This is a genomic window from Vreelandella nanhaiensis (assembly GCF_003990185.1).
Lineage (GTDB): Bacteria > Pseudomonadota > Gammaproteobacteria > Pseudomonadales > Halomonadaceae > Vreelandella > Vreelandella nanhaiensis.
The window spans coordinates 1-20,039 of record NZ_RZHF01000029.1 but is presented as its reverse complement, the minus strand read 5'-3'; the positions used below and the strand labels follow the sequence as shown (position 1 = coordinate 20,039).

The window sequence follows — 20,039 nt, the reverse complement described above, 5'->3', positions numbered from 1 at the left end:
CTAAGATGAAGGCGCCTAAGGGAGGTTTATGCTAGAGGAATATTTAGTGGTGTCGGCGTGCCAGAACAAATACCGACTACATTTCCTATAAGAATGTGTTTCCACGGACAGAGGCAACTATGAGCGAACATCAAAACGTCTATCCGGTGCGCGATGCTATCGCCGCCAATGCCTGGGCCGACAAAGATAAATTCACGGCCATGTACCAGCAGTCTAAGGAGGACCCCGAAAGTTTCTGGGCAGAACAGGCCAAACGTCTTGACTGGATCAAAGCGCCGACCAAAATCAAGAACACCTCCTTTAAACGCGATAACGTGGATATTCGCTGGTTCGAGGATGGCGTGCTCAACGTAAGCGCTAACTGCCTTGACCGGCATCTGGAAAAACGTGGCGATCAGACAGCGATCATCTGGGAAGGCGATAACCCTGATGAATCCAAACATATTACTTACCGCGAGCTGCATGCACGTACCAGTCAGCTTGCCAACGCATTAAAAGAACTCGGTATCAAGAAGGGCGACACCGTTACCTTATATATGCCGATGATTCCGGAAGCGGCCATGGCGATGCTGGCCTGCGCGCGCATTGGGGCGGTGCACTCGGTAGTGTTTGGCGGCTTCTCACCCGATGCGGTAGCCCAACGTATTGTCGGTGCTGATTCAAAACTGATCATTACGGCCGATGAGTCGGTACGCGGTGGAAAGCATGTGCCGCTCAAGGATAATGTTGATTCAGCGCTGACCCGTGATGGCACCGATGTCTGCAAGAACGTGCTGATCGTCAAGCGCACCGGTGGTGATATCGAGTGGAATGAAGGCCGCGATCTCTGGTTTGATGAGTTGGTGGACAAGCAGTCAACCGAGTGTGAAGCCGAGCCGATGGGCGCGGAAGATCCGCTATTTATTCTTTACACTTCAGGTTCTACCGGCGCGCCCAAGGGGCTTAAGCACACTACCGGCGGATACCTTACTTACGCCTCCATGACCCACCAGTACGTGTTCGATTATCAGGAAGGTGAGGTCTACTGGTGCAGCGCCGATGTAGGCTGGGTCACCGGACATAGCTATATCGTTTATGGGCCGCTGGCCAATGGGGCAACCACGCTGATGTTTGAGGGTGTGCCCAGCTACCCGACCCATGGCCGCTTGGGTGAAATTATTGATAAGCATAAGGTCAACATTCTCTATACCGCGCCGACCGCCGTGCGTGCGCTGATGGCTCATGGTAACAATGTGATGGATAGCAGCTCGCGAGACAGCCTGCGCCTGCTTGGCTCGGTGGGCGAGCCCATCAACCCGGAAGCCTGGGAGTGGTTCTACCGCGTAATCGGCAACGAGAAGTGCCCTATTGTGGATACCTGGTGGCAAACCGAAACCGGCGGCATCATGATCACACCGCTGCCTGGGGCAACCGATTTAAAACCCGGCTCGGCAACGCTGCCCTTCTTTGGCGTGCAGCCAGCGCTAGTGGATAACGAAGGCAACCGGCTTGAGGGCGCCACTGAGGGCAACCTGGTGATTCTTGATTCCTGGCCGGGGCAGGCGCGCTCTATCTGGGGTGATCATGAACGTTTCGTCCAGACTTACTTCTCCACCTACGATGGCATGTATTTTACCGGTGACGGCTGCCGCCGCGATGAGGATGGCTATTACTGGATTACCGGCCGCGTGGATGACGTGCTTAACGTGTCGGGCCACCGTATGGGCACCGCAGAAATCGAGTCTTCTTTGGTAGCGCACTCGGCGGTTGCCGAAGCGGCAGTGGTAGGTTTCCCCCACGATATCAAAGGCCAGGGCATCTATATTTACGTTACCCTTAATGACGGTATCGACCCGTCCGATGAATTGAAGAAAGAGCTGACCCAATGGGTGCGTAAAGATATCGGGCCTATCGCGTCACCAGATGTCATTCAGTGGGCGCCGGGGCTGCCGAAAACTCGCTCGGGCAAGATCATGCGGCGTATTTTGCGTAAAATTGCTGCCAATGAATGTGATGGTCTAGGGGATACGAGTACACTGGCAGACCCCTCGGTGGTTGATGATTTGATTGAGCATCGCGCCAATCAGTAGTAGCTTATCACTCAGTGATCTTAGCCTGACTAAGATACCTGTTTTAAGCGCCAACCCGAAAGGGTGTGATTAGCAGCATACTGCGCTTACGCGTTGTAGTGCCGGCCACAGAGCCGGCACTGTTGCGTTTAAACGGGTGACATAACGATGACAAAATGTGCATGGGATGTTTGGGCTTGAATAAGCCCATGGGGTACCATGTGACCGTATGAGCCTAGCGTCGCGGCGGCTTAAAACCGCTGTACGAGGAACCGGAGGAATATCCATGGCAGTAGCCCATAAGTTTATCGTTGCAGACGACCATCCGCTGTTTCGCGCAGCGCTTACCCAGGCGTTGCGTCAACTGGCCCCGCAGGCTGAGATTGTCGAGGCTGATACCATGGAAGCCACAACGGAAGTGGTTAATCGTCATCCTGACGCTGACCTGATTTTGCTGGATCTACATATGCCGGGCGCGCATGGCTTTTCCGGGCTAATTCAACTGCGTGGCCAGATGCCGGATATTCCAGTGGCGGTGGTATCGGGTAGTGATGAACCTTACGTGGTCCGCCGCGCGATTGATTACGGTGCCTCGGGCTTTATTCCCAAGTCATCATCTTTACAGCTGATCGCCGAAGCGGTAGGTGAAATCCTCCAAGGCGAAGTCTGGCTACCGGAAGCGTTGGCTAACGTACTTCAAGAAACCAGCGAGGAAGAGTCGCGCTTTGCCGAGGCGATTGCCTCTTTGACGCCCCAGCAGTTTCGCGTGCTGAACATGTTGACCGAAGGCCTGCTGAATAAGCAGATTGCCTATGAGTTAAACGTCTCTGAGGCGACCATCAAGGCCCATGTTACGGCTATCCTGCGTAAGCTCGGTGTTCACTCGCGCACCCAGGCAGTTATTGCGGCTCAGAAACTAGAAGTCGAACCCCCTAAGGTCGAATCCTAAGCGTTTTTCTCCGGTATAAAAAAACCTCGCTTGCTTCAGTTGCAAGCGAGGTTTTTTTATAGACGAATGCTAATCGACAGGTTATCAAAAAACGCGTGGGTAGTACTTATGAGCTGGCGCCTATATTGCCTCGGCTAGCCTGAAGCGTGCGGGTTAGCAGGGCGCGCAGGGCGGCAGGCTTGACCGGTTTTAACAGCAGTTGATAGCCACCCCGTTTGACTTCTTCTGCCACGGTTTCGGTTCGATCTGCCGTTATCACAATGCCCGGAACCGCGCCAGATAAGCGCTCGCTAAGGGCTTCCAGCGCCATTAAGCCGGTCACTTCGTTATCCAGATGGTAGTCTGCGAGAATCGCATCCGGGTCGCCATCCATGTTACGCAGTATCGATTTTGCGCCGCCAATACTGGTGGCGGTAAATACTTCACACCCCCAGCCACTTAGCATGGCTGTCATGCCTTCAAGTATGAGCGTTTCGTTATCAATACAGACAATCCGCGCGCCAGCAAGCTTGTTGCTGCTGCGACGGCTTGAAGGCTCCTGCTCGGCAGCGGTCATTTCTTTAGCCCCCACCATCGGCACGCTGACGGAAAACACCGTGCCGATGCCTTCCCAGGAACGGACCTTGATCGGGTGGTCGAGCACTCGGCTCATGCGATCGGCAATGGATAACCCAAGCCCCAGGCCCTTTTCGCTCTCCTTATGGCGAGTGGTCTGATCCAGACGACGAAACTCTTGGAAGATCTCGGTGAGCTTGGATTCTGGAATGCCGGGGCCGCTGTCCCACACCTCTATGATTAGCCGCTGGTCCTTGCGACGACAGCCCAGCAGTACACGACCATGCTGGGTATAGCGGATCGCGTTGGAGAGAAAGTTTTGCACAATCCGGCGCAGCATTTGCGGATCAGAATCAACCCACTGCAGGGTGGGAACCACGTCCAGGTCCAGGCCGTGATTATCCGCCATTACCTCGAACTCAGCACGCAGCGGGCGGAAAATATCCGCCAGCGCGAAGTGGCTGCGCCGTGGCGTCAATGCGCCTGCATCCAGCTTGGAGATATCCAGCAGGGTTCCCAACAGCTCTTCCGCGGCTTGGAGCGAGTTATCGATATGCCCAATGGTGCGCTGGGTATCCGGGGCCGTCACGTTTTGCATCAGCGCTGAGGTAAATAACCTTGCAGCATTGAGCGGCTGCAGCAGGTCGTGGCTTGCCGCGGCCAGAAAGCGGGTTTTGGAAGCGTTGGCGTCTTCCGCCAACTGCTTGGCCTGGCGCAGGGCCTGCTCGGCCTCAGCGCGTACACGGTTCTCTTGGCGCAGCGCGGCATTGGCTTCGGAAAGTGCCTGGGTGCGTTCGCGAACACGCTCTTCAAGGGTTTCGTTGGTCTCTTTAAGCGCAATCTCTGCCCGGCGCCGTTCGGTAATATCCTGATACAAGGCAAAGAAACCAAGAATAGACTGGCTGTCACCAAAGTGGGGCGTGTAGGTAACCAGCATATAGCGCATGACGTCGTTTACGCGCATGGCTACCTCAAAACTCACCCGTTCTCCGGCTAGCGCGCGCTCAACCCAAGGGACGCGTTCTTCTGCCTGTTTTAGCGAAAGCACGTCTTCAAAGCGTCGTCCAATGACCGCATTACGATCAATGCTGAACGCCTGCTCGTAGGCACGGTTGGTGAATAGATAACGGCACTCTTTATCAAAATAGGCGATCAGCGCAGGGACGTTGTCGGTGTAAATACGGATATTGTTTTCCGAGCGAATCAGCGCTTCTTCAATGCGTTTTTGCTGGGTAATGTCCTGGTAAGTGTAAACAAACCCGCCGCCGGGCATGGGATTGCCCTGGACTTCAAGCACGCTGCCGTCCTGGCGATAGCGAACATAGCGATGGGGGTGGCCATCGCGAATGTTATCCAGCAGCAATTGAACATGCTCTTCCGGGTCGCCCGGGCCATACTCGCCGTTATGCGCGTTATAGCGGAAGATACGATCAATTGGCGCGCCGACGCGAATCAGATGGTCCGGAAAGCGAAACAGTTCAAGGTAGCGCTGGTTCCAGACCACCAGGCGCAGGTTCTGGTCGACTACGCTAATGCCCTGGTTGATGTTCTCAATGGTAGCCTGAAGTAGTGCGCGGTTGAACTCAAGTACTTGGGATGCTTCATCGACAATCGAGATGACATCGGAAATGCCAATTCCACGACCCTGCAGCGCCGAGTTCACCACAATGCGCGCCGAGGAAGCCCCTAACACTGAGGCAAGAAAGCGTTCGGTAAACTGAATAACGTCAATGGATGCCCGCATGCTGTTATCCAGAGGTTTGCCTGTGCGGCGGGCGTAATCCTCAAATGCCCGGTCGACTTGTCCAGCCCCTAGAAAGCGCTCGCATAGCACCTTGAGATCACCCACAGTGGTAGCGCCTGTCCAAGGGCGGTTAACCGAGGTCTGGCGGGTTTCAACGCTATCTACAAACAGCGAGGCCTGAATACGCTCCACCACGCGCTGCGAGGTCACCTGGGAAATGAAGATGTAGCAAAACAGGTTAACCCCGAGCGACAGCATCACGCCGTGGGTAAAGTTGTCGCCCAGGTTCAGCCCGAAAAGCCCGGTGGGCGAGAGCCAGGCCACGCCAAGTGGCCCGCCTTGGAGCCACATTGCAGGCAGCACCCCGGCATTGATCATGGCAGGCATCAAAAGGCTGTAAGCCCAGATGGCAAAGCCAGCATTCATACCTACAATAACGCCCAACCGGTTACCACGTTTCCAGTAAAGGCCGCCAATCAAGGCAGGAGCAAACTGGGCCGCAGCAGCAAAAGAGAGCATGCCAATAGAAGCCAGCGAGGTGAACTCGGCGATCATCCGATAGAAGCCGTAGGCCATGGCCAGCACCACGGCGATGGTAATACGCCGTGCACGCAGCACCAGACGGCCGTAATCGCGGGCTTTGGTATCAAACCAGCGCAATCTAAATAGCGCCGGTATGACAATCTCATTGGAAATCATGATGGATACCGCCACGGCCGCCACTATTACCATGCCGGTGGCGGCTGAAAAGCCGCCAATAAAGGTAAGCAGTGTCAGCCACTGTTGGCCGGACTGCATAGAGAGCGCCAGCACGTAGGTGTCGGGTTCCACGCCGCTTTCTGAAAACAGTAACAGCCCGGCGGCGGCCAGCGGCACCACGAAAAAGGCAATAGCTAAAAGGTAGAGGGGAAACAGCCAGCGGGCCTTGGTGGCATCATCAGGGTGGATGTTCTCGACCACCGCGACGTGAAATTGGCGGGGAAGGCATAGAATCGCCAGCATGGCGAGCAGGGTTTGTGCCCAGAAGCTTTGTCCAAAGTCCTGGTTGGCGAGCTGGCGCTGCAGTTCAAGCTGGCTCTCGGCATGGCCCATCAGCTCGCCCAAACCATCAAACATGCCCCAGGTAACGAACGCGCCCAGCACTACAAAGGCCAGGAGTTTTACTATCGACTCGAACGCCACAGCGTGAATTAGGCCTTCATGGTGCTCGGTGGCATCGGTGTGGCGGGTGCCAAACAAGATTGCAAATACCACCATGACAATCGCCACATAAAAGGCTGTGTCGCCAAATAGCGGCGCGCCCGTGGTATCGGTATCGGTCAAGACGCTAAAGGTTGTCGAGACCGCTTTAAGCTGGAGCGCGATATAGGGAAGCGTGCCGACCAGTGCCACCAGACTCGCAAACGCCGCCAGCGATTGGGTCTTGCCGTAGCGTGAGGCGATAAAATCGGCAATGGACGTGACATTTTGATGCTTGGCCACGCGAATCATCTTGGCCAGCACCGGCCAGAACAGCAAAAATGTCAGGATGGGCCCAACGAAAATGCTGGCAAATGACCAGCCTGCAGTGGCTGCCTGGCCGACCGCCCCGTAAAAGGTCCACGAGGTGCAGTAGATGGCCAACGCCAGGCTATAAATAATAGGCCGCCGACGGCTAGCCCCGTGGGTACGTGCACGACGGTCGCCATACCAGGCAATACCGAACAAAACCGCGATATACAGAAGTGATACCGCGACCAGTAGCCCACCGTGAAACATGCCTATTCCCCCACCAACGTTTATCTCGCCTAGCGAGCGGCGCGTACAAAGAGCCTCATTCTAGGCGAAGACGAACACTTACGTCTCGCTTACACGCCAGCGAGACCGCACACGGTGGTTAATAGCGGAGATGTTTCGCGCAGTCGGCGAAGCTCGCTAAGCTGTGCTTCTCCTGTGTCGGTATTCATTGGTATCAGCTCGCGGCTTGCGCAGTTTAGAACGTAAGGCTGGGTGATCAGGATATCGGTATGGTGGCGCTCGAACTGATACAGAATGAATTCCACCACCTGCGTGCCATCAATCTCACGGGTAACGATATTGTCGCTATCGACGACGCTAAACTTGGTGGTCATGGGAAAAGCAAAGGTCCAGGGACGCCATACGGCGCTTGAAGTATCGCTTGAAATAACCATGGCAGTATCAGGCAACTGTGCCTGCTTATGTTCAAACCACATGTACTCAACTTGGATCTGGTAGGCCAGCATGCCAAGCCCACCGAAGACAGGCACGATCCATTTGGGAAGTCGTTTGCCGCTTAACGTGCGAAGGAGTAGGCCAATCCCTGCGCCGGCAAGCCCGGCAAACACGGCGGCGATCAAGTGCCATATCATAAAACATCCTTTCTGAAAGTCATCGGGCCTCCCTGAGGAGGCCCGATGGTCACTCTATGATTTCCGACGCGTAAAACGCTCGGAATGATTATGGCTTAGTGATCAATCGCTACACCAGCACCTTTTGGATAGCGAACACTTTCCACCAGTTCGCGAATTTCTTGCGGCGGTCTGGCCGTGACGCTGGATACCGCGAAGGCCACGATAAAGTTGATCATCGCACCTACTGCACCAAAGGAGAGCGGGGAGATACCCATGATCCAGTTGTCAGGCGTATTGGCCAGCGTATTGGTGCCTGGGATAAAGAACCAACCCAGGTAAGTGAAGATATACAGCAGCGTGCAGATCAGACCTGACAGCATACCGGCAATCGCGCCCACGTTGTTCATGCGGGTTGAGAAAATACCCATCATCAGCGCCGGGAACAGCGATGCACCGGCAATCCCGAAGGCAAGTGCCACGGTCTGGGCCGCAAAACCGGGCGGGTTCAGGCCCAGGTAAGTCGCCAGTAGGATAGCACCCCCCATGGAGATCCGAGCCGCGAGCATCTCACCTTTCTCGGAAATCCTCGGATTGATCATCGTCTTGATCAAGTCGTGGCTGATTGCTGAGGAGATCGCGAGTAGTAGCCCGGCCGCCGTTGAAAGGGCCGCGGCAATACCGCCAGCAGCAATTAAACCGATTACCCAGCCTGGCAGGTTAGCGATTTCCGGGTTAGCAAGCACCAGGATATCGTTGTTAACCGTTAGCTCGTTGCCTTCCCAGCCACGATCGGCGTAGTCAGCGGCATCGTTGTAGAACTGAATGCGGCCATCGTTATTCAGGTCATTGAAGGTGATGAGCCCGGTATCCTCCCAAGTGCGGAACCAGCCTGGGCGATCTTCATAAAGAATGGGCGTTTGCGCTGCTTCTTCATAGTTCTCAACCTGGCCTGCCATTTCCGGATAAACCGTGGTCATCAGATTGAGGCGCGCCATGGAACCTACTGCCGGAGCAGTAAGGTAGAGCAGGGCGATGAACACCAGCGCCCAACCGGCTGACCAGCGTGCATCGGATACCTTAGGCACGGTGAAAAAGCGAATGATAACATGAGGAAGGCCGGCTGTACCCACCATCAGCGAGAGCGTGAACAGCACCATATTGAGCTTATTGTCCACGTCGGCGGTGTAGTCCTGGAAGCCCAGCGCGCTGACTACGTCATCAAGCTTCTGCAGCAGGGGGACGCCAGACTCGGTGTGCGTACTGAACATGCCGAACATGGGAATTGGGTTGCCGGTAAGCTGGAATGCAATAAACACCGCAGGAATGGTGTAGGCAACAATCAAAACGATGTACTGAGCCACCTGGGTATAAGTGATCCCCTTCATACCGCCGAAAACGGCATACAGGAAAACGATCAGGGCGGCGAGCCAGATACCCCAGGTGTTGCTGACTTCCAGAAAGCGTGAAAAGGCCACGCCAGCGCCGGTCATCTGGCCGATAACATAGGTGACCGATGCAATAATCAGGCACACGATGGCGACAAAGCGGGCCGTGTTGCTGTAGAAACGGTCGCCGATGAAATCCGGTACGGTGAATTTGCCGAATTTACGCAGGTACGGTGCCAGCAGCATCGCAAGAATAACGAAGCCGCCGGTCCAGCCCATCAGGAACGTAGAGTTGGCATAGCCACCGGAGGCCAGAAGGCCTGCCATGGAAATAAACGAGGCGGCCGACATCCAGTCAGCGGCTGTCGCCATCCCGTTGGTAATCGGATGAACACCACCACCCGCCACATAAAAGTCCTTGGTAGACCCCGCACGCGCCCAGATCGCAATGCCGATATACAGGGCAAAGGAGGCGCCAACGAACAGAAGGTTAATCGCAAACTGGCTCATGTTGACTTACTCCCCCAGGCCAAATTTTGCATCGAGCTTATTCATTCTCCAGGCGTAGAAGAAAATAAGAACGATGAAGGTAAGGATGGAGCCTTGCTGAGCAAACCAGAAGCCCAGGTCTGTTCCCCCCACAGGAATGCCCGCCAGGATCGGACGGAACAAGATCGCGCATCCATAAGAAACGAAGGCCCATACCACTAGGCATCCGAAGATCAAGCGAACGTTGGCTTTCCAGTATTCAGCAGCATTGGATTTGTCGTCTGCCATTGTGTTGCTCTCCACTTGTGTTTTTTAAGGTTTGGAAAGTTCACCAGGAATAGCGTTTGGCGTATCAGGGTAATTACACGCCAAAAGCCACTTATCTCTTAGTTGTCAGTTATAAGATCGGTTCAATTTGGCTGAGTTGTCGTTTAAGCGCTAAGGCAAGTTTTGGTTGATCATATGAGATTACCCTGAATCATACAGTGTTAATACTGGACAATAATAGCTAAAAAATAAATCCCAGACTTTGGTATCACAACCGTTTAGAAATACAGGTGCGTTTTAATACTGCTGTAATAAAAGAAATTTTTTGTCTCGCGTCGAATGGCTGCCGGTTAATAGAACGATGGTCTAGGGTTTGGTTTAAGCTATTGTTTGCTACTTTTAATAAGCGGCTAGTTATGTCTGTTTTAGACTTTTAAAAGCACTACTTTAGTCGTTAATCCAAACGTCGAGTCGACGTTAGCAGCATAGCTAAAGGTATATGAAGAGGTTTGAAAGCATGCTGTTTAAATAAATTTTAATAATTTTTAACTTTAATTAGTTGTTGTCTGCGTCGACTGGCTGTTAACAAAAGATGCTTTCCCGTTTAACAATAACAAGCGACATACGGCACACAAACCGTATGCAGGAATGGTTCCCATACGTACGATTGATCTGATCGCCTTTACGTTATCCGTCGCTTTCCTCTTTAGTAAAAGAGCTTTGTCGTGAGGGCATGCCCCATGGTTGATGTTGATCTGTCCCAGCCGCCGTTTACGCTGCTTGATGATGAAGGGCGCGACCACGTTCGCCGAGGCATGGACCTTGCTTACTTTGAGCCCGATACGATCATTCTAGAAACGGGCGAAAAGGGCGAATATGTCTTTCTTGTCCATAAAGGCGAAGTCGCCGAGATCGACACCACCTTGCCTGCCGCCAGCGCCCGTATAGGCCACTACACGGCAGGCGACCTGTTTGGTGCTATCAGTCTCTTGAACGGCAAAAGCCGCTATCGCTTTCAAGCCGAGCAGGAGTGCTTATGTTATCTCATGCCCAGCACGCTATTTACCCAGCTATGTCGGCAGTATCCGCCGTTTGAGCAGTTTTTTAGGCAGACGCTGGCGCATAAAGCGCGTTTACTGACTGAAAAGCGTGCCGAAGGTGGCGTGACCATGGCGGGGTTCATGCTGGCCAAAGTCAGCGAATGCATGCGCCAACCGCTGCTGATGGATGCATCAATCAGCATTGCCAACGCCGTAAAAAAGCTCAATGACAGTCATGCCGACAGCCTGTTGGTCGAGACCCAAGGCAGGCTTGGCATGGTTACTAAAACGGATTTGCTCAACGGCCTGGTCGTCAAAGGGTACACGCAGGCCGCCCTTATTGATCAGGTAGCGCACTTTTCGCTGGTCACCGTGACACCCGATCAGTATCTCTTTGAAGCCTTGGTATTAATGACCCGGCACAAGGTGACGCGGGTCGTGGTCATGGAGCAGTCAACGCTAAAAGGGGTGGTCGAGCTCACTGACGTACTCAGCTATTTTTCCAGCAGAAGCTACGTGGTGAGCTTGCAGGTGGAGCAGGCCAATGATCTGGAAACATTGGCAGCAGCGAGCCATCGCACTCCTGAGCTGGTCAGCGCGCTCATGGCGCAGGGCGTCAAGCTGCGCTTTGCCATGGATCTGCTTGCAGCACTCAACGGCCGCATCATGAACAAGGCCTGGGAATTTACCGTGGATGAACAGCATCATTCCCAAGGCTGCCTGATGGTCATGGGCAGCGAAGGCCGGGGTGAGCAGATTCTGAAAACGGATCAGGATAACGGGCTGATTCTGGCCGACGATGCGCAGTGGCCCGAGGTTGCAGGGGATATGCAGGCCTTGACCAATACCCTGATTACTTTGGGATACCCGTCGTGCCCAGGCAATATCATGGTATCCAATCCACAGTGGGTGGCAAGTGTCACTGAATGGAAAAAAAGCATTGCCAGGTGGGCTGACGTGCGCGATGGCGACAGCCTGATGAAACTTGCCATTATGCTTGACGCCCACTCGGTTGCGGGTAATCCGCGGCTGCTAGAGGGCGTGCGCGAAGCGCTGTTTGAACGCTGTGCTCGCGATGAAATTCTGCTTTCCTATCTGGCCCGTACGGCGCTGCGCTTTTCAACGCCACTGACCCTGTTTGGCTCGCTTAAAAAGCCCCAGCACGGTATCGATATCAAGAAGGGCGGTATTTTTCCTATTGTGCACGGCGTGCGTACCATGGCGCTTGAGCGGCGTATTGGCGTGACCTCAACGCTTGGCCGGTTGAAGGCGCTTGCCGATGACGGCCGCCTGGAGCGCCGCATGGCCGATGACCTGGGGGAGGCTCTATCGCTATTGACCGAACTGCGCCTTAAGCAACAGCTGAGTAGCCAGAAGGTTAATGATACCCACTCCAACCGTGTCATCGTTCAGGAGCTGTCCTCTCTTGAGCGCGATCTACTGCGGGAGTCGCTGCATATCGTCAAGGACTTCAAGCAGCACCTTTCCCACCGCTACCACTTAGAGTATTCATGAGCAGCATGCAGGGAATCGATAAATACGTCACGCTATTCGGACGCTCGCTGCGCGGGTTAGTCAAGCGTGAAAGGGACCGTCGGCGCTACGCGAATACGCCCTATGCCTGGCTATTCCAACCCTATATGGGGGAGGAGTTGGTGGCCCTGGCCTGTCAGGTAACGCCGGGAGAAACACCTACGGTAAGCCTTGCCGCGGTGATTCTGGATCAGCAGCAGATTCACCTGAGCCAGGCCTGGGTGACGACCTTTTCAGACCCGCAGGCAGCATGTGAAAAAACAATCCGCCGCCACAGGGAGCTTTATAATATCGAAACGACCCTTCAGTTCAGTGTTCAGACGCTGAAAGGCTTGGCTGATTTTATCGGTAATCGGCCCTTGATTGGCTGGCAGCTGGATCAACAACTGTCGACGTTAAATAACGCCTTTAAAGATCACCTGGGCTTTGGGTTGCCTAACGCCCAGGTGGATGTCGCTAAACTGCACCAGCGCCAGCTACGCCGCAGACATCCTTTGGTAGAGGCTCCCTGCCAGTTTTCTGACGCGCTGGCGTGCTGGCAAATTCCCGCTATCGCCACACGTGGCTTATTGGGTAAAGCGACCGCCAGCGCCTTGCTTTATATGCGTTTACAGCGTGATATGACCCAATCTGGTTAGCATTTAACGGATAAATGACCTGAGCTTGCCAGTTGGGGGAATGGAAGGAGTATTGTTAGAATAGCCTCTGCTCCTTCTACCATTGGCAGTGCTTATACCATGCAACACATTGATCATTTTGACCCCGCCTCCGCAACGGTTGCACCGGCAGCTGGCCTTGAAAGCCAGCAAGACCATTTTGATGCCAAACAAAAGCGCGAATTCAACAAGTTGCAAAAGCGACTGCGGCGTGAAGTGGGTAATGCGATTATCGATTACCAAATGATTAATGAAGGCGACCGGGTCATGGTCTGCCTTTCCGGTGGTAAAGACAGCTATACCATGCTTGAGATCTTGCTCAATTTGCAGCGCAATGCGCCGGTGAATTTTTCGCTGGTGGCCGTCAATATGGACCAAAAACAGCCCGGATTTCCCGAGCATATACTGCCCCGCTATCTGGATAATCTTGGCGTGGAGTATCACATTCTCGAACGCGATACTTACTCGGTAGTGAAGGAGAAAACCCCAGAAGGCAAAACGACCTGTGCGCTGTGCTCGCGGTTAAGGCGCGGGTCGCTTTACGGGTTTGCCGAAGAGATTGGCGCCAACAAGATCGCCCTTGGTCACCATCGTGAAGATATCCTGGAAACGATGTTTCTGAATATGTTCTTTGGCGGCACCTTGAAGGCGATGCCACCCAAGCTGCTTTCCGATGACGGCAAGAATATCGTGATTCGCCCGCTGGCCTACTGCAAAGAGGCGGATATCGCAGAGTTTTCCCGGCTGATGGAATTTCCGATTATCCCCTGCAACCTTTGCGGCTCACAGCCCAACATGCAGCGCCAGGTCGTCAAGGAGATGCTGGCCGAGTGGGATAAGAAACATCCAGGCCGCCTTGAGAGCATGTTCAAGGCCGTCACTAACGTAGCGCCATCCCAATTGGCTGACCGTGACCTGTTTGACTTTGCCGGCCTTGAAGCCAAACAGGCCGACCTGATGAGTGGACGTATCCAGGCGTTTAACGTGAACTGACCGTCTGGGCGTCTTCTTCGGCCAGAGCAATCAGGCGCTGCATATCAAGGATATTGACCTCCCGTCCAGAGACGGCCATCACCTTTTGCTGCTGAAAGCGGCTCAAGATACGGCTGACCGTTTCGACCGCGAGCCCCAGATAATTACCGATATCTGCCCGGGCCATGGAGAGGCGAAAGCTGTAAGGGGAGTAGCCGCGGCGCCGAAAACGCTCCGAGAGCGTGAGTAAAAAGCTTGCCAGCCGCTGGTCGGCGGTTTTGCGCGATAAAAGCCGCATCATGCGCCGGTCATCACGAAGCTCTTTACTCATGCTGCGATACAGCTGGCCACGTAGCTCAGGTAGCTCCTCTGAAAGCATGTCCAGCCGGTCAAAGGGGATTTCGCAGATGGTCGTGGTCTCCAAGGCAATCACGCTGCCTGGGTAGTGCTCTTCGTCAATACCGTCCAACCCGACAAGCTCGCTGGGCAAAAAGAAATTGGTGAGCTGGTCATTACCGTTACCTTCACTGGTTACCTGCTTCAGACTGCCCGAACGTACCGTATACACGCTGGTAAAGCGGTCGCCTTGGCGGAACAGCGGCTCGCCTTTTTTAAGCGGTGCCCGGCGCCGGATGATGGCGTCAAACTGGCCCATATCTTCAAGCTCAAGCGCAAGCGGCAGGCATAGCGAGCTTAGACTACAGGTCTGACAGCGGGCTTCTTGAAGAAGCGAACGTCGTTGGCTTGCCGGTAGTGACATATATTTCTCCGTGTCGTGTCGTGTGCCCTGAAGGGGACTGCGTGGTCAACCCGCTACACAATCTTTGAATAGCGCGGGCTTGAGTGACCGGGCAGATAGGTATCGAACGCCATGGCCAGGTGGCGAATCAGTAAACGACCCATAGGCGTTGCACTAAGCGTATCACCCTGCCAAGTGACTAGCCCATCCCGCTCGGCGGTGCGTAGCTTTTCAAGCGCGTCGGTAAAATAGTCAAATGCGTTGATTTTCCAGTGCTGGCCGACAGCGGCCAAATCCAGTTGCATATCGCACATCAGCCGTTCAATGACGTCGGCTCTTATCAGATCGTCCCTAGTTAAGCGGACGCCTTTTGCCGTAGGTAGACGACCTTGATCCAAAGCGGCTTCATAGCTTGCCAAGTCAGTCGGGTTCTGGGCGTAGATATCATCGATGCGTGAAATGGCCGAGACGCCTAGTCCAATCAAATCGCACTGTGCATGGCTTGAATAGCCCTGAAAATTGCGCTGCAGCGTGCCGTTGGCCTGGGCAATCGCCAGGCTGTCATTGGGTTTGGCGAAATGATCCATACCGATATGTATATAGCCTGCGGCAGTTAACCTTTCGATGGTCGCGCGCAGGATGGCAAGCTTCTCTTCGCTACTTGGCAGGTCGTCACTCTGGATGCGCCGTTGGGGTTTAAACCGCTCGGGCATATGGGCGTAGTTGAATACCGATAGCCGTGCCGGGCTCAACTCGATTACTTGTTCCAGCGTTTCGCTAAAGCTCTGTTCGGTTTGAAAGGGCAGCCCGTAGATGAGATCCAGGTTCAGGGAGCGAAAGCCTAGCCGGTGGGCTTCGTCCATCAGCGTTTCGGTCAGCACGCGTGGCTGGCGACGATTGATCGCTTTTTGAACCTGAGGATTCAAGTCTTGAACGCCGAGACTCAAGCGGTTGAAGCCCAGCGACTGTAAATGGCGTAGGGTAAGCACATCCGCTTCGCGCGGGTCGATTTCAATGGCGTAATCGCGGTCGGCGGCACTTGAAAGACCAAACCGGGCATCCAAACGGTCAATCAAATCGCTCATTTGCGAAAGCGATAGGAAAGTCGGCGTGCCGCCTCCCCAGTGCAGTTGCTTGACCGGGCGCGATGTGTCCAGGCGACGTGAGGTTAGCACCATTTCACGATCAAGCCGCGAAAGGTAAGGCTCGGCCAGCGAGATATCTTTGGTTGCGATCTTGTTACACGCACAGTAAAAACAGACCTTGCGGCAAAACGGTACGTGCACATACACGGAAAGCGGGCGGTTGCGCTGGTTGCTACGCACTAGCGCCTGGGTAACGTCATCCGCCGTAAAGTGCTCATGAAATGCCAGAGCGGTTGGGTACGACGTATATCGCGGGCCGCTTCTATCGTAGCGGCGCAGTAGCGCTTCGTCCCAATGGGGCATTGATGGCACTGGCGCCATGGTGGTTAGGGAGGCAGCAGGGGCACTAACGGGCATGAAGAACGCCTCCGATCTACTGTAGTTAAGTCCTGCCGACAGAGTAAGTGAAATAGCGTCGCGAAGAGTTGAGCCATATCAATGAATGGTGTGAGAGAACGAATGCGAAGCCGGATGAGAGGAAGAGTGAGTGGGGGAGTGTGAAGAGGCGTGATCACCTGAATGCGCGTTCAGCGCCCACAGTTGCCATACTGCAAAGGCCATGATCGTTAGTGCGGCCAGCGTGCGTGTCGCCGGTTGGCGGATAAGGTGGCCAAGTTTGCGGGCCGCAAGCCCGGTGGCCAGCAAAGCGGGTAGCGTGCCGAGCCCGAAAGCGCCCATCAGTAGCGCCCCCTGAAGCGGCAGAGCCGTTGCCAGGCTCCAGGCCAGCATGGCGTAGACTAGTCCGCAGGGCAGCCAACCCCAGATGGCGCCCAATGCGAACGCCTGGGGAAAATGCACTACCGGCATCAAGCGTCGGCCTACCGGCTCAATGTGTCGCCAAAGACGCTTTCCCAAGGCTTCTATACCAAGCAAGCCTTTCCACCAGTTGGCAATGTAAAGTGCCATTAAAATCAGCATGACTGCCGCTAATCCCTGCAAAAGCAGGCGGGCCAGCAGCGAAAGGGAAATGAGCGTGCCCAGGGCGGCCACTAGCGCCCCTGCTGTCATATAGCTTGAGATGCGGCCAAGGTTGTAGCTCAGCAGCAGACCGCCCATGCGCAAGGGGCTGCGCATGCTGGGCGGTACGGTAAAGGTGAGCGCGCCCATGATTCCCCCGCACATACCGATACAGTGGGCACCGCCCAGCAGGCCAAACACAAAGGCCGCCAGCAGGGGCGGAAGATCAAGCCCGCTAGGATTCATAAATTGCCTCTGGCCTGAAAAGGGAAAAGGCGTGAAAACCGCTGCGTGTTACCAATCACTGCCAATGTGCTTAAGGCAGCGCCCATAACAGCACCCCAGGGTGGAAGATAACCCAACGCGGCCAAAGGCAGCAGGATTAGACTTACGCCTAGGGCCACACATCGGTTTTGTCTTATGTATCGTCTTGCAAGACGGGCAATGTAGCAAATGTCTTCATAGCGGCTTGAGCGGGGGCTAAGCACGATCACTTCAGGGCAAGACGCCATGAGAGCAGACTTAGTGTGGGGCGCTTGCGCCAATGAAATCAGCGCGCCTGGGTGGGTAACCACCACGCCACGCCTGCGCAGCTGTTGATAACCGGCAAGCAGGCCCGCTGGAGCCGCCAGCGCCAGGGCAAAGGGGCTTCCCACGACCAGCATGGCGAGTGTTCCATCCAGCGTCTGGGTTGGCCCAAACCGCCATCCAATTGCCGCCATCGCGGCAGTTGCCAGCAGTACGCACACAACCCACCCATGTATTTTTCGAGAGTCAACCTCGGCCAAGAGCTGCTCGCACCAGGCGGCTTTCACCTGAGCGTTGATGCGCGCGATACGGGTATGGGGGCCTATCTGCATTACCTTGATGGTTAACGGGTTCTCCAGATTCTGGCAACCGCACAATACATGATCGCCCACTTTACGTGTGACGGGTAGCGGCTCACCGGTAAGGCTTACCTCATTCAGGCTTGATTCCCCCTGAACTATCGTGCCATCAACCGGAAGGCGCTGACCTGCTTTCACCACTATCAAATCGCCAACCATCAGTTCACTTAAGGGGAGCATGCGCTCGCTTCTTGTGTCGCCCTCGAGTCGCGTTGCAGAAACGGGCAACCTAGCGTGCAGAGTTTCTTTCAGGGCGTGCCGAAGCTTTACGTAGCGGCCTAGTAGCAGGAAGGTGGTTAACAAGGCAATAAAGCCTGCATAGGACTCGCCGACATGCAAAAACACGCTATAAATACTTGTCAAATAGGCAGCGAGCAGGGCAATTCCCGCAGGCAGCATGGGCCCAAAACGGCCGCGTTTGAGATCGTCAAGCGCCTGGTGAAAAAAAGGCTTTGCGGTAAACATTACGGTAGTGACGAGCGCAAGCGATAGCCAGGCAAGTAGAATATCAGCACGGTCACCGCTTGCTTCAGCCCCACCCATAGGGCGATAAAAATTCAAAAGGCCAATACACCCAAGGCTTGTTGCCGCTACTGTCAGGCGCCTAGCCGTCAGGCGTTTCTTATTCTGCAAACGCGTTTGGTCAGGGGCAGGCGTAAAGGGAAGGCTGTTGTAGCCAATAGCCGCAAGCTCGGCCATGAGTCTGGAAAGTTTAAGCTGATCTGGTTGCCAGCTAACAACTAGCCGGTGGTGGGTCAAATTCACTGCGCTTGAAACAATACCATCAAGCGCATTCAAGCGGTGTTCAATCAGCCAGGCGCAGGCATTGCAGGTAATGCCTTCCACTGCCAGCGTGGCACTTGCCTGACCGATGTCACCTTCATGGCTCACGAAGGTGCTCTGCAGGTCAGGACGATCAAAATGCGCCCAGAGGTCGCTATCCAGCGCCTCGCTAGCGGGCCTGTCGGGTAGCTTGGTGCGCTGGTAGTAGTAGCTTTCCAGGCCGCCCTCAACAATGGCATGGGCCACGGCTTCGCAGCCTGGGCAACACAAAGGGCGCACTGTTTCATCCAGCGTAATATGCCAAGGTGCATTGGCGGGTACGGGGTTGCCGCAGTGATAGCAGGCGCTGGCTGCAGACATTGTCATGACCTTGCTGTCAGCACTTTGAATCGCCATGTTATCAACGCTTTATTAGGCAAGAAACGTTCCTTGAATGAACAGGCCATGAATAGGTGGTCACTAAATAGTAATGCTTAATGGCTCGAAGAGACTAGCAGGATACTCAGCAGGCTGCTGACAGATATGGATACCAGGAGAAATAACGGTGACGCAAGATGCTTACCCAGGTTACGCACCCATTCAGCCAGCAACATTGGCTGATGCGTTAAAGCAGGCCACCCCGTCGCGTTTTCTGGTGGATGGGTTGGGCCCCTTGGCCGTGGCGGGGGAGGCGCGTATTGGGCGGCTTTTATGGGCCCATGGAGCTGGCGCGGGACAGCAGTCGCCGTTTATGCAGCAGATGATCAGAGCACTTGCTGCAGAGGGCATTCAGGTCTTCGCGATTGATTTCCCGTACATGCAGCAAATGATGCAGCAGGGTAAACGCCGCCCGCCACCCGCGGTTGAGCGCACACTGGAAACATTTGCAGCATGGCATCGCCTGCTTAAACCGCTCGGTGATCTGCCCTTGTGGGTAGGGGGAAAATCCATGGGTGGTCGGGTTGCGACGCTACTGGCAAGCCAGCAGAGCTGCCCTGGCGTCATTGTGGCAGGCTATCCGTTTCATCCCCCTAAGGCGCCTGAAAAACTTCGGTTAAGCCATTGGCCCGATATTCAATGTCCACTGCTTGTACTGCAGGGGGAGCGTGATCCTTTTGGCACCCATGAAGAAGTAAAACGTTATTCACTGACTCCCCGTGCATGCCTAAAATGGCTCGCCGATGGCGATCATGATTTCAAGCCAAGGCGTGCTTCCGGGTTAAAACATGAGTTTTTGATTGACGAAGCAGCCCAACTTGCGGCATCCTTCGTCCGCGCTCATGGAACGCCTTCGGGAATGTGAGCAACGCGCTGGTTTAAATCACAAAGTTTAAACATAACGTGTTGACATTCAGGCAGGCTTCTGTAGAATGCAGCGCCACGTGACCAGCGGGTGGTTAGCTCAGTTGGGAGAGCACCAGCCTTACAAGCTGGGGGTCACTGGTTCGAACCCAGTACCACCCACCATCGTAAGATGGCCTGGAAACGTGAAGCAGTATCAAAGTAGCATCAGCATGATGTAACAGCGGACCGGTAGTTCAGTTGGTTAGAATGCCGGCC

The 20,039-nt window shown here is 54.7% G+C and carries 14 protein-coding genes and 1 tRNA gene; 7 read left to right on the top strand and 8 right to left on the bottom strand.

Features of this window, described 5'->3' with window-relative positions:
- Positions 1 to 119 precede the first annotated feature (119 nt).
- Both acs and ELY38_RS18105 read left to right on the top strand, forming a co-directional pair.
- Positions 120 to 2,069 carry an acetate--CoA ligase gene (gene acs, locus ELY38_RS18110; RefSeq protein ID WP_127063563.1) on the top strand — a complete coding sequence of 650 codons (1,950 nt, stop codon included), beginning with the start codon at positions 120 to 122 and terminating at the stop codon, positions 2,067 to 2,069.
- A 265-nt stretch (positions 2,070 to 2,334) separates the two neighbouring features.
- Positions 2,335 to 2,997: a LuxR C-terminal-related transcriptional regulator gene (locus ELY38_RS18105; RefSeq protein WP_127063562.1), complete on the top strand. Its 663-nt coding sequence runs from the start codon at positions 2,335 to 2,337 to the stop codon at positions 2,995 to 2,997.
- Positions 2,998 to 3,103: 106 nt separating this feature from the next.
- Here ELY38_RS18105 and ELY38_RS18100 read toward each other — a convergent pair whose 3' ends face one another.
- The 4 genes from ELY38_RS18100 to ELY38_RS18085 form a co-directional block, all read right to left on the bottom strand.
- Positions 3,104 to 7,054: a hybrid sensor histidine kinase/response regulator gene (locus ELY38_RS18100; protein ID WP_127063561.1), complete on the bottom strand. Its 3,951-nt coding sequence runs from the start codon at positions 7,052 to 7,054 to the stop codon at positions 3,104 to 3,106.
- Between the two features lie 89 nt (positions 7,055 to 7,143).
- Positions 7,144 to 7,665, bottom strand: a complete 522-nt coding sequence (locus tag ELY38_RS18095; protein ID WP_127063560.1) for a hypothetical protein — start codon at positions 7,663 to 7,665, stop codon at positions 7,144 to 7,146.
- Between the two features lie 95 nt (positions 7,666 to 7,760).
- A complete protein-coding gene (locus tag ELY38_RS18090; protein WP_127063559.1) occupies positions 7,761 to 9,542 on the bottom strand; it encodes a sodium:solute symporter family protein in 1,782 nt (593 codons plus the stop codon).
- Between the two features lie 6 nt (positions 9,543 to 9,548).
- A complete protein-coding gene (locus tag ELY38_RS18085) occupies positions 9,549 to 9,809 on the bottom strand; it encodes a DUF4212 domain-containing protein (protein WP_127063558.1) in 261 nt (86 codons plus the stop codon).
- A gap of 719 nt (positions 9,810 to 10,528) precedes the next feature.
- On the opposite strand from ELY38_RS18085, the gene ELY38_RS18080 reads away from it, so the two are divergent.
- The 3 genes from ELY38_RS18080 (at position 10,529) to ttcA (ending at position 14,010) form a co-directional block, all read left to right on the top strand.
- Positions 10,529 to 12,343, top strand: coding sequence for a DUF294 nucleotidyltransferase-like domain-containing protein (locus ELY38_RS18080; protein WP_127063557.1), 1,815 nt, complete (start codon positions 10,529 to 10,531; stop codon positions 12,341 to 12,343).
- Positions 12,340 to 12,999: a 3'-5' exonuclease family protein gene (locus ELY38_RS18075; protein ID WP_340148044.1), complete on the top strand. Its 660-nt coding sequence runs from the start codon at positions 12,340 to 12,342 to the stop codon at positions 12,997 to 12,999. Before ELY38_RS18080 ends, ELY38_RS18075 begins: the two co-directional genes overlap by 4 nt.
- A gap of 99 nt (positions 13,000 to 13,098) precedes the next feature.
- Positions 13,099 to 14,010 carry a tRNA 2-thiocytidine(32) synthetase TtcA gene (ttcA, locus tag ELY38_RS18070; protein ID WP_127063556.1) on the top strand — a complete coding sequence of 304 codons (912 nt, stop codon included), beginning with the start codon at positions 13,099 to 13,101 and terminating at the stop codon, positions 14,008 to 14,010.
- Here the strand turns inward: ttcA and fnr are convergent.
- The 4 genes from fnr to ELY38_RS18050 form a co-directional block, all read right to left on the bottom strand.
- Positions 13,997 to 14,749, bottom strand: coding sequence for a fumarate/nitrate reduction transcriptional regulator Fnr (fnr, locus tag ELY38_RS18065; RefSeq protein ID WP_127063555.1), 753 nt, complete (start codon positions 14,747 to 14,749; stop codon positions 13,997 to 13,999). The genes ttcA and fnr overlap by 14 nt on opposite strands.
- A 53-nt stretch (positions 14,750 to 14,802) precedes the next feature.
- Positions 14,803 to 16,230: an oxygen-independent coproporphyrinogen III oxidase gene (gene hemN, locus ELY38_RS18060; protein WP_127063554.1), complete on the bottom strand. Its 1,428-nt coding sequence runs from the start codon at positions 16,228 to 16,230 to the stop codon at positions 14,803 to 14,805.
- Between the two features lie 78 nt (positions 16,231 to 16,308).
- Positions 16,309 to 17,076 carry a sulfite exporter TauE/SafE family protein gene (locus tag ELY38_RS18055; protein ID WP_127063553.1) on the bottom strand — a complete coding sequence of 256 codons (768 nt, stop codon included), beginning with the start codon at positions 17,074 to 17,076 and terminating at the stop codon, positions 16,309 to 16,311.
- Entirely contained in the window at positions 17,073 to 18,896 is a 1,824-nt protein-coding gene (locus ELY38_RS18050; RefSeq protein WP_127063552.1) for a heavy metal translocating P-type ATPase metal-binding domain-containing protein, read from the bottom strand. The genes ELY38_RS18055 and ELY38_RS18050 overlap by 4 nt, the downstream gene beginning before the upstream one ends.
- 148 nt (positions 18,897 to 19,044) lie before the next feature.
- Here ELY38_RS18050 and ELY38_RS18045 point away from each other — a divergent pair, with 148 nt between their 5' ends.
- Together ELY38_RS18045 and ELY38_RS18040 are read left to right on the top strand one after the other, a co-directional pair.
- Positions 19,045 to 19,782 (top strand): alpha/beta fold hydrolase, encoded by a 738-nt coding sequence (locus ELY38_RS18045; protein ID WP_340148043.1) that lies wholly within the window; start codon positions 19,045 to 19,047, stop codon positions 19,780 to 19,782.
- Positions 19,783 to 19,870: 88 nt separating this feature from the next.
- Positions 19,871 to 19,946: transfer RNA gene (locus ELY38_RS18040), tRNA-Val, on the top strand.
- Positions 19,947 to 20,039 lie beyond the last annotated feature (93 nt).